Source organism: Mangrovactinospora gilvigrisea, from assembly GCF_001879105.1.
Lineage (GTDB): Bacteria > Actinomycetota > Actinomycetes > Streptomycetales > Streptomycetaceae > Mangrovactinospora > Mangrovactinospora gilvigrisea.
The window spans coordinates 1-9,537 of record NZ_MLCF01000124.1; the positions used below are offsets into that span (position 1 = coordinate 1).

9 protein-coding genes and 1 pseudogene are annotated in these 9,537 nt (G+C 73.1%); 4 read left to right on the forward strand and 6 right to left on the reverse strand.

Features of this window, described 5'->3' with window-relative positions:
- Positions 1-579: 579 nt before the first annotated feature.
- Positions 580-2,007 carry an APC family permease gene (locus tag BIV57_RS19245; RefSeq protein ID WP_071658100.1) on the forward strand — a complete coding sequence of 476 codons (1,428 nt, stop codon included), beginning with the start codon at positions 580-582 and terminating at the stop codon, positions 2,005-2,007.
- Here the strand turns inward: BIV57_RS19245 and nucS are convergent.
- Entirely contained in the window at positions 2,004-2,663 is a 660-nt protein-coding gene (gene nucS, locus BIV57_RS19250; protein ID WP_175548803.1) for an endonuclease NucS, read from the reverse strand. The genes BIV57_RS19245 and nucS overlap by 4 nt on opposite strands.
- Positions 2,664-3,024: 361 nt before the next feature.
- Here nucS and BIV57_RS19255 point away from each other — a divergent pair, with 361 nt between their 5' ends.
- Entirely contained in the window at positions 3,025-3,420 is a 396-nt protein-coding gene (locus BIV57_RS19255) for an SCO5389 family protein (protein ID WP_071658102.1), read from the forward strand.
- 30 nt (positions 3,421-3,450) lie between these two features.
- Here the strand turns inward: BIV57_RS19255 and BIV57_RS19260 are convergent, their stop codons facing one another.
- Entirely contained in the window at positions 3,451-4,593 is a 1,143-nt protein-coding gene (locus BIV57_RS19260) for an LLM class flavin-dependent oxidoreductase (RefSeq protein ID WP_071658103.1), read from the reverse strand.
- A gap of 211 nt (positions 4,594-4,804) precedes the next feature.
- Here BIV57_RS19260 and BIV57_RS19265 point away from each other — a divergent pair, with 211 nt between their 5' ends.
- Positions 4,805-5,125 (forward strand): ATP/GTP-binding protein, encoded by a 321-nt coding sequence (locus BIV57_RS19265; protein ID WP_071658104.1) that lies wholly within the window; start codon positions 4,805-4,807, stop codon positions 5,123-5,125.
- Positions 5,126-5,198: 73 nt separating this feature from the next.
- On the opposite strand, the gene BIV57_RS19270 is transcribed toward BIV57_RS19265, so the two are convergent.
- Complete coding sequence (locus BIV57_RS19270) at positions 5,199-5,957, reverse strand: ABC transporter permease (RefSeq protein WP_071658105.1); 759 nt, start codon at positions 5,955-5,957, stop codon at positions 5,199-5,201.
- Positions 5,954-6,985 (reverse strand): ABC transporter ATP-binding protein, encoded by a 1,032-nt coding sequence (locus tag BIV57_RS19275; RefSeq protein WP_071658106.1) that lies wholly within the window; start codon positions 6,983-6,985, stop codon positions 5,954-5,956. The genes BIV57_RS19270 and BIV57_RS19275 overlap by 4 nt, the downstream gene beginning before the upstream one ends.
- Before the next feature lie 180 nt (positions 6,986-7,165).
- Between BIV57_RS19275 and BIV57_RS19280 the strand changes: the two genes are divergently transcribed.
- Positions 7,166-8,017 carry an alpha/beta fold hydrolase gene (locus tag BIV57_RS19280; RefSeq protein ID WP_071658107.1) on the forward strand — a complete coding sequence of 284 codons (852 nt, stop codon included), beginning with the start codon at positions 7,166-7,168 and terminating at the stop codon, positions 8,015-8,017.
- A gap of 223 nt (positions 8,018-8,240) precedes the next feature.
- Here BIV57_RS19280 and BIV57_RS19285 read toward each other — a convergent pair whose 3' ends face one another.
- Both BIV57_RS19285 and BIV57_RS19290 read right to left on the reverse strand, forming a co-directional pair.
- Positions 8,241-9,179 (reverse strand): coiled-coil domain-containing protein, encoded by a 939-nt coding sequence (locus BIV57_RS19285; protein WP_071658108.1) that lies wholly within the window; start codon positions 9,177-9,179, stop codon positions 8,241-8,243.
- Positions 9,180-9,281: 102 nt separating this feature from the next.
- Positions 9,282-9,537 (reverse strand): annotated as a pseudogene (locus BIV57_RS19290) (hypothetical protein); the annotation flags it as partial.

Consider the following 9,537-nt stretch of genomic DNA (forward strand, 5'->3'; position numbering starts at 1 on the left):
TCACCCGCGCAGTTCCCCGCGCCCCTTCGGGGCGCCGCCGCTCACGGCCGCGTGAACGTCGCGCCCGATCAGGGGCGCGGGGAACTGCGCGGGTGAGTACAGGGTCCCGCATCATGCCCCGCGACCTCGGCCCGGGCGGACCCCGGCCCGCGCCGCCGCGCCCCTTGGGGCCCACGGGCCGCGTGAACGTCGCGCCCCGTCAGGGGCGCGGGGAACTGCGCGAGTGAGTACAGGGACCCGCATCACGCCCCGCGGCCCCGGCCCGGACGGACCCCGGCCCGCGCCGCCGCGCCCCTTGGGGGCGCACGGGCTGCGTGAAGGTCGGGCCCCGTCAGGGGCGCGGGGAACTGCGCGAGTGAGTACAGGGACCCGCATCACGCCCCGCGGCCCCGGCCCGGACGGCCCCCCGGCCCGCGTGCCCCGCGACCTCGGCCCGGACGGCCCCCCTGCCCGCGTGCCCCGCGACCTCGGCCCGGACGGCCCCCCGCCCGCGCGCCGCCCGCGCGCCGCGCCTCCGCTCGGACGGACCCCCGCACGCCCCTCGCGTGCCGGCGCGCCGCCGCGCTAAGTTCCCGCTTCATGCAGGAGTTGAGCGATACACATCAGAACGCGTCCCCGCGCAGCGGCCTCGCCCCCCGCGCGTTGCGGCCGTGGAACGTGCTCGCCATCGCCGTCGCGGCGATCTCGCCGACGACCTCGGTGTTCCTCGTCTACGGCTCGGGCCTGGCCAGCGCCGGCACCGGCGTGGTGTGGGCGTTCGTCATCGGCGCCGCCATCGCCCTGGCGATGGCGCTCTGCTACGCCGAGGTCGGCTCCGTCTTCCCGAGCGCCGGCGGCGCGTACACCATCGTGCGGCGCGCGCTGGGCTCCGTCCTCGGCGGGGCGACCGGGATCCTCTTCCTGGTGCTGGGTCTGACGTCCACTGCCTCGATCCTGGTGGCCTCCGCCACCTACCTCGACTCGCTGGTCGGCGGCGGCCTCCCGGTCGGCTGGGTGGCCCTGGGCATGATGGCGCTGGTGACCGCGCTCTCGGTGGGACGGATCACCCCGGCCAGCTGGGTCGCCGCGGCGATGCTCGCGCTGGAGATCGCCGTCATCCTGGTCTTCACTGTGGTGGCCTTCGCGCACGCCTCCGGCTCGTCCCAGGTGCGGCCGTTCACCGGCCCCCTGGTCCCCACCGGCCACGGCAGTGCCCTCACCGCGGTCGGCGCCGGCGCGCTGCTCGCGGCCGTCGTCCCGGCGCTCTTCGCCTTCAACGGCTACGACTGGCCGCTGTACTTCTCCGAGGAGTCCAGCGGCGCCCGCCGCGCCCTGCCGCGGGCCGTGGTGCTCGCCGCGGTGATCGCCGTGGTGGTGGAGGTGCTGGCGGTGATCGCGGCGACACTGGCGATCCACGACCTGCCCGGGACCGTCGCAAACTCCGCGCCGCTGTCGCTGATCGCCCATCAGGTGATGGGCCGCGCCGGGGCGGACGTGCTCATCGCCGGCGTCGTCATCGCGATGTTCGACACCGGGCTCGCCGCCAACCTCGGCTATGCGCGGATCTACTACGCGGTGGGACGGGACGGGCTGCTGCCGGGGCCGGTGGCGCGCTTCTTCGGGCATGTGCTGCCCGGGTCGAAGGTGCCCGGCTACGCGTTCGCGTTCCTCTTCGTCGGCAACGGCGTGCTCTGCGTCTTCACCTCGCTGAGCAACCTGATCACCTTCACCGGCGTGGTGATCGCGACGATCTACCTGCTGGTGGCGGTCTCCTCGATCGTCAGCCGGGTGCGCGACCGCGGGCTCGCCGGGACGTTCCGGATGCCGCTGTGGCCGCTGCCCCCGCTGGTGGCGATCGCCGGGGTGGCGGTCGCGCTCGCCAACCAGGAGACCAAGGACCTGGTGATCGCGCTGCCGCTGGCCGCGGTGGCGGTGCTCGGCTTCTGGCTCGTCCGCCGGCGCCTGCCCGGCCGCCTCGACGGGCTTCCCGGGAAGGCCCCGGAGCGGCGGGGCGGCGAACAGGCCTAGAAGAGCCTGAGCTTGTCGTCCTCGATGCCGCGCAGCGCGTTGTAGTCGAGGACGGCGCAGGCGATCCCGCGGTCGCCGGCGAGCACCCGCGCCTGGGGCTTGATCTCCTGGGCGGCGAAGACGCCCTTCACCGGCGCCAGCAGCGGATCGCGGTTGAGCAGCTCCAGGTAGCGGGTGAGCTGCTCGACGCCGTCGATCTCGCCGCGCCGCTTGATCTCGACGGCGACGGTGGCGCCGTCCGCGTCCCGGCCGAGGATGTCGACCGGGCCGATCGCGGTGGGGTACTCGCGGCGGATCAGCGTCCAGCCCTCGCCGAGCACCTCCATCCGGTCGGCGAGCAGCTCCTGGAGGTGCGCCTCGACGCCGTCCTTGACGAGGCCCGGGTCGATACCGAGTTCGTGCGAGGAGTCGTGCATCACCTCTTCGAGGGTGATGATCAGCTTCTCGCCGCCCTTGTTGACCACCGTCCAGACGCCGTCCTCCTCCTTGAGGGTGCACGGCGGGGACATCCAGTTGAGCGGCTTGTAGGCGCGGTCGTCGGCGTGGATGGACACACTGCCGTCGGACTTGACGAGGATGAGGCGCGGCGCCGAGGGCAGGTGGGCGGTGAGCCGGCCTGCGTAGTCGACGGAGCAGCGGGCGATGACAAGACGCACGGTCGGCAACGCTAGCGGACGGGCGGCCGTCATCGCGAACCGGCTGCGCGCGGGGCCCGCGGCGGGCTCGCGGCGGGCCCGCCGCAGGCTCGCGTACTGCTCGCGGACGGCTCGCCGAAGAGCATGGATCGGACGGATCCGCATTGCCGCGGTACTGGCAATGCTGCCCCGGGCATATGCAGATGGGTCGCCGATCGGCATTCCGGCCATTCTCCGTAGCGAAGCGGCCACGCGGCGAAATACCGCCCTGGTGTGAACCCTGACGCCGCGTCTACCGTGATGCATCGTTTGAGTGGCGGCCGCTCGGACCTTATCGGTGCCCGGTCCCGGCACCGGTTCCTTTGAGAGCAGGGAGAGTCACATGTCACTGGACGTGTCACCGGAGCTTCTGGAGCGCGCCGAGCAGGGAGAGGCGATTACCGATCGCGAATTCATCGACTGTGTACGCACCTCACTCCCGTACGCCTGGAATCTGATCTCGTCCCTTGTCGCGGAAATGGAGATCAGCGGCAGCGAGTTCGCGGACAACCGCACGCCGCCGCCGAGCGAGCACGACCGGGGGGAACTCCTCAGGGCGATGGCCAGCGACGCGATCAAGGGCGCCATGGAGCGCCACTTCGGTGTGCGGCTGGCATTCCAGAACTGCCACCGGGCGGCGGTGTTCGCCCCCACTCCCGACATCGAGCAGCGCCTTGCCGGGTTCACTACGATCCGCGCGCAGATCCTCAACCAGTCCCCCCAGCTGCGGGACTGCTGACCGCCCGGCGCCGGAGGCCGAGGCCCGGCGTCAGGCGGCGCGCAACTCCGGCGCGACCTCCGCGCCGAGCCGCGCCACCGTACGGAGCGTCAGGTCCGCATCGCCCGATCCCTCCACCAGGAAGGCGAACCGCCGCACCCCGGTGGCCTCGGCGGTCGCGGCGATGCGGTCCGCCGCCTGGCGCGGCGTCCCCACCGGATGGAGCCGGCACAGCAGGTCGGTGTAGGCGTGCGCGTCGCGCATCCGGCGCGCCGAGCCGTCCAGGGTGACGTGCGCGCCGAGCCCGAACTTCAGCCACTCCGGCATCCGCTTGGCGAGGATGCCGCGCGCCTCCGCGCCGCTGTCGGCGATCTGCGCCACCCCGACCGAGACATGCGGCGCGGCGTCCACCACCGCCGGATCATGGCCGGCGGCGAGCGCCTCGCGCCGCCAGAAGCGCACCATCTCCGCCTTCTCGGCGTCCTCGCAGTGCATCCCGAGCAGCATCGGCAGCCCGCGGCGGGCGGCGAGCGCGGCGGTGGCCGGCGAGGTGCAGGCGACCAGCACCTCGGGGCCGGACCCGGTGGGCCCGTCGCACGCCCGGGGGACGACGGCGACCTCGCGGAACCGGTAGCGGGGCGCCGGGATTTCGGTGTCGGTGTCGGTGTCGGTGTCGGTGTCGGTGTCGGTGTCGGTCCGGGTCCCGGCGTCGAGGCCCGCGTCGGCCGCGTCCGCGGCGCCCACCTGGCGGGGCAGCGCCCCGACGCGCGGCTCGTCCAGCCAGCGCAGCAGCAGCTCCAGCGCCTCGGGGAAGCCGCTCTCGAACGCCTCCCGGCCGCCCCCGAAGACCTCCAGGTCGACCCAGGGGCCGCCGCGCCCGACGCCCAGCCGGAAGCGTCCGCCGGTGGTGAGGTGGAGCAGCGCGGCCGCCTCGGCGAGCTCCACCGGGTGGTGGTTGGGCAGCACGCAGCAGGCGGTGCCGACGCGGATCCGCCGGGTGCGGCCGAGCAGGTGCGCGGCGAGGGTGGTCGCGGACGGGCAGGTGCCGTACGGCACGAAGTGGTGCTCGGCGAGCCAGACTTCGTCGAGCCCCGCGCGCTCCACCGCCTCGGCGGTGCGCACGGCGCGGTCCAGCGCCTCGTAGTGTCCCTGGCCCGGGAACTGGGCCGCCAGGATGAATGCGCCGATCTCCATGGCTGGTTGCCTCCGTCGTACTCGTCCCCGCGCGGCCACGCCCCAGGTACTCGGCGGCGGTTCGTGATGTCGGTGGTCGTGGTGTGTTGTTACGACACGTATAACGAACGTCACCGGGTGAAGGTACGCACTGCCCGGTACCGGGCCCATGCACCGGTCGCCCCCGATACCCTGGACCCGACGTCCGTCGCCGAACCGAGGAGGGGTTCCCGTGCCGCGCAGGAACCGCCCCCATTCCGGGCGTCCCCGGGGTGACGCGGGGGACGACGGCGAGGGCGGCGGCTTCGGCGGCTGGCGCACCGAGGAGTGGGACGGCGAGGAGTGGGCCGTCCGCCCGGTGACGGGCCAGGGCGGCAGGGCGTACCGCTGCCCGGGCTGCGACCAGGAGATCCGCGGGGGCGTCCCGCACGTGGTGGCCTGGCCGGCGCATGCGGGGGCGGAAGACCGGCGGCACTGGCACTCGTCCTGCTGGGCGGCGCGGTCGCGGCGCGGCGCGAAGGTGAAGCGGAGCCGCAACGGGCCGCGGTACTAGCGGCACCAGCGGCACCAGCGGCACCAGCGGTACCGGCGGGTCCCCGCGCCCCCGGCGGGGGCGCGGGGAGCGCTCAGGCGTCGCGGTTCTTCAGCAGCAGGTAGCCGCCGAGGAGGCTGGCGGCGGTCCAGGCGACCAGGATGAGGAGGCCCGTCCACGGGCCGAAGGCCGCGTTGGGGTCGGCGACGGTGGAGGTGATCCGCTGGCCCGCCTGGTCCGGCAGGTACTTGGCGACCGTCTTCACCTTCGGGATCGCCGAGAGGATCGGCGAGACGATGAAGAACAGCGGGATCAGGATCCCCAGCGACAGCACGCTGCTGCGCAGCATCATCGCGATGCCCATGGCGAACATGCAGATCAGCGTCGCGTAGAGGCCGGCCCCGAAGACCGCCCGGAGCACATGGGGTCCGCCGATGCCGGCGCCGTGCGAGCCGAGCGCGGTCTGCGCGGTGAAGAACGCCACGAACGAGGTGACCATCCCGACCACCAGGGCCACCACCGTGCCCACCGCGATCTTGGCGAACATGAAGGTGCCGCGCTGCGGCACCGCCGCCAGCGAGGCGCGGATCATGCTGGTGGTGTACTCGGTGGAGACGATCAGCACCCCGAAGACGATCAGGGCGATCTGGCCGAACATGAACCCGCTGAAGCTGAGCGAGGTCGGGTCGAAGGTGGCCTTCTCGTGGGCCGGCATGTTCTTGAAGGTGGAGTTGACCACCAGCCCGAAGAGCATGCTGATGGCGACCGTCAGCAGGAAGGTCAGGATCAGCGTCCACATGGTGGAGCGGACGGTGCGGATCTTCGTCCACTCGGAGAGCAGCACGGCGCTCATCGGGTGACCTCCCCGTTGCCGTTGCCCATCCAGCCGCCCGGGGCCGGGGGCGGCGGTGTGCCGGGAGGCATGCCCGGCGGAGTCCCCGGGGGGATGCCCGGCGGCGCCTGCGGCGGCTCGCCGGTGCCGGCGTGGTACTGCACCGACTCGGCGGTGAGCTGCATGAACGCTTCCTCCAGGGAGGCCGATTGAGGGCTGAGCTCGTGGAGCGGGATGCCGGCCGCGGCGGCGGCCTCGCCGATCGCGGCGGCCTCGGCCTCCTCGACCTCCAGCGAGCCGTCCGCGGCGCCCGTCACCCGGGCGCCGGGCAGCGCCGCGAGGACGTCCTGCATCCGCTCGCCCTGCGGGGTGCGGACGCGCACGTAGGAGCGCGAGTTGCGGCGGATGAACTCGTTCATCGGCAGGTCGGCGAGGAGCCGTCCGCGGCCGATGACGATGAGGTGCTCCGCGGTGAGCGCCATCTCGCTCATCAGGTGGGAGGAGACGAAGACGGTGCGGCCGTCGGCGGCCAGACGCTTCATCAGGTTGCGCACCCACAGGATGCCCTCGGGGTCGAGGCCGTTGACGGGCTCGTCGAAGAGCGCGATCCGCGGGTCGCCCAGCAGCGCGGCGGCGATGCCCAGGCGCTGGCTCATGCCGAGGGAGAAGCCCTTGGTGCGCTTCTTGGCGACCTCGCCCAGGCCGACCAGCTCCAGCACCTCCGAGACCCGCTTGCGGGGGATCCGGTTGCTCTGCGCCAGGCACAGCAGGTGGTTGTAGGCGGTGCGGCCGGGGTGGACGGCCTTCGCCTCCAGCAGGGCGCCGATCTCGCGAAGCGGGGCGTGCAGTTGGCGGTAGGGGTGCCCGTCGATGCGGACCTCGCCGGCGGACGGGTTGTCCAGGCCGAGCATCATCCGCATGGTGGTGGACTTGCCGGCCCCGTTGGGGCCGAGGAATCCGGTGACGCGTCCCTCGGGCACGGAAAAGGTGAGTCCGTCGACCGCCAGCGTGCTGCCGTAGCGCTTCGTCAGATTCTGAAGTTCGATCATAAACCGGTTCCCCGCAGATGTGTTCGATTGCTTGGCGCCCCGACTCGCCGGGTCTGGCACACTTGGTCCCCACCCTACGGGCCGCTGTGCGCGGGTTGCGCTGGGAATACACCCTTCCGGTTCAGTCTTATGACACCCCGTTTACGCAAGCCGGAGGGGGTGCGGTCTTATTCTGCGGGCATGGCTCAGGAACTGAACTGCCGGCACTCCGGCTCCGGCATGCCCCTCGTACTGCTGCACGCGTTCCCGCTGACCTCGTGGATGTGGGACGCGCAGCGTTCCGCGCTCGCCGATCTGTGCCACGTGATCACGCCGGACCTGCGTGGATTCGGCGCGTCCGAGCCGCACGACCTCTCCGTCACCGACGCCCCGGACCTGGACCGGATGGCCGAGGACGTGGCCGCGGTGCTGGACCGCTACGGCTTCCGCAAGGCCGTCATCGGCGGCCTGTCGATGGGCGGCTATGTCGCCATGGCCTTCGCCCGCAAGTACCCCGAGCGCCTGGAGGGGCTCGTCCTCGCCGACACCAAGCCCGAGGCCGACACCCCCGCCGCCGCGGCGGCCCGCAGGGAGATCGCCGACACGGTGCTCCACGAGGGCAGCCCGCGGGTGCTGGTGGAGGAGCTGGCGCCCAAGCTCTTCGGCCGGACGACCGCCACCCAGCGGCCGGGCGTGGTGGAGAACATCCGGTGGATGGTGGAGCAGGCGCACCCCACCGGGATCGCCTGGGCCGAGCGGGCCATGGCGGCGCGGCCCGACTACGGGCCGGTGCTGGCCGCGCTGGACGTCCCGGCGCTGATCGTGCACGGCGACGAGGACGCGATGATCCCGCTGGAGACGGCGCGCGGGATGCAGGAGGCGATCCCGGACGCGGAGCTGGCGGTGCTGCGCGGCGCCGGGCACATCGCCTCGATGGAGACGCCGGGGGAGTTCGACGTGGCGCTGCGGCGGTGGGTGAAGAAGGTGCTGGCCGCGCGCAAGGAGGCGGAGCGGAAGCACGGGCACCTCGGGCTGCGGATGCACCGCGCGTAGCGGTTGCCGCCACGCCGCGGGGCTCGCCGCCCGAATTCGAAAGCGCCCCTACGCCCCGGCACCCCGCCCGTGACGCTTCGCGTCACAAGGGCGGGGTGCCGGTGGCGCCGCGCGTGGTCACCTCACCGTTGCGCGGGTCAGGAGTGCAGCGCACGGCCCCGCGGGGAAGGCTGGGCCGTCGCCGCGGGGCCGCGGGCTGTGCAGGACGGGGCCGTGCGCTCCGTCAGTGCGAAGAGGACTGCTGCTGGGCCGGGAGGCTCACCGGGGCGTCCTCCGGGCCGGCCGCCGCCGCGACCGCCGCTCCGGTGAGGGTGGCGAGCATCTCGCGGACGTTGGTCAGCTGGGCGTTGATGCTGTCGCGGCGGTTGGTGAGCGCCGCCAGCTCGCGCTCGGACTCCGAACGCACCCGCTCGGCCTTGGCGTTGGCGTCCGCAACGATGTCCTCGGCCTGGCGCTGCGCCGTCTCGACCGTCTGGCGGGCGCGGCGCTCGGCGTCGGTGCGGAGCTTCTCGGCCTCCAGGCGGAGCTGCTCGGCCCGGTGCTCGATCTCGGCGAGGCGCTTCTCCGCCTTCGCCTGACGGGCCGCCAGGTCGCGCTCGGACTGCTCGCGCCGCTTGGCGAGGTTTGTCTCGAAGTCGGCGGCCGCCTGCGCCGCCTTGGCCCGAGTCTCCTCGAACAGGGACTCGGCCTCCTCGCGCTTGTTCGCGGCGTCCTTGGTGGCGTCGCCGATCAGCTGGGTGGCGTCGGACTTGGCCTTGTCGATGATCCGGGAGCCGTCGTCCTCGGCCTTGGCCTTGCGCTCCTTGGCATACGTCTCGGCATCCTGCCGAACCTGCTGGGAAGCGGCCTCGGCCAGCTCGCGGTGCTGGTCGGCGGCGCGACGCGCCTCGTCGCGCAGGTCCTTGGCTTCTTCCTCGGCAAGCCGCAGAATCTTCTCGACGCGGGCACCCAGCCCGGCGTACGACGGCTCCGCATCCGAGGCCGCCGCCTGCGCCTGCTGCGTCTCGAGGTGCAGCTCCTCGATCCGCTTCTCCAGGGTGCCGATGCGCCCGAGCGCGCCGTCGCGATCCGTGACGAGCTTGGCGATACGGTCGTCGACCTGCGCCTTCTCATACCCGCGGCGCACGATGTCGAAGCCGTGCGGAGAGGATGTGTCGCTCATGGGGTTCCTGTCATGTGACCGGTGGTGAGGTGATGGGGAAAATCCTGTCACGAATCGGCGCGCCGATGGGCCGATAGTGCGGGGATGGGCCACAATCTCCGCTCATTCGAGTGGTGGCCCCTCGCCCCGCTTGCCCGCCCCGCCCCCGGCGCCCGTGCCCGCCTTCGCCGCGGACCGGCCGGACTTGGGCTCGCGCCCGCCGCCGCCCTCGCCGCGCCCCGGCTTCTCGGACCGCTCGGCACGCTTCTCGTCCGCCTTCTCCGGCTTCTCCGCCGGCTCCGTGCGGCCCCCGCGCTTGCCCCCCCGGCCCCCCGCCCCCGGGACCTCGCAGGTCTCCCGGGCGTCGAGCACGTCCTGG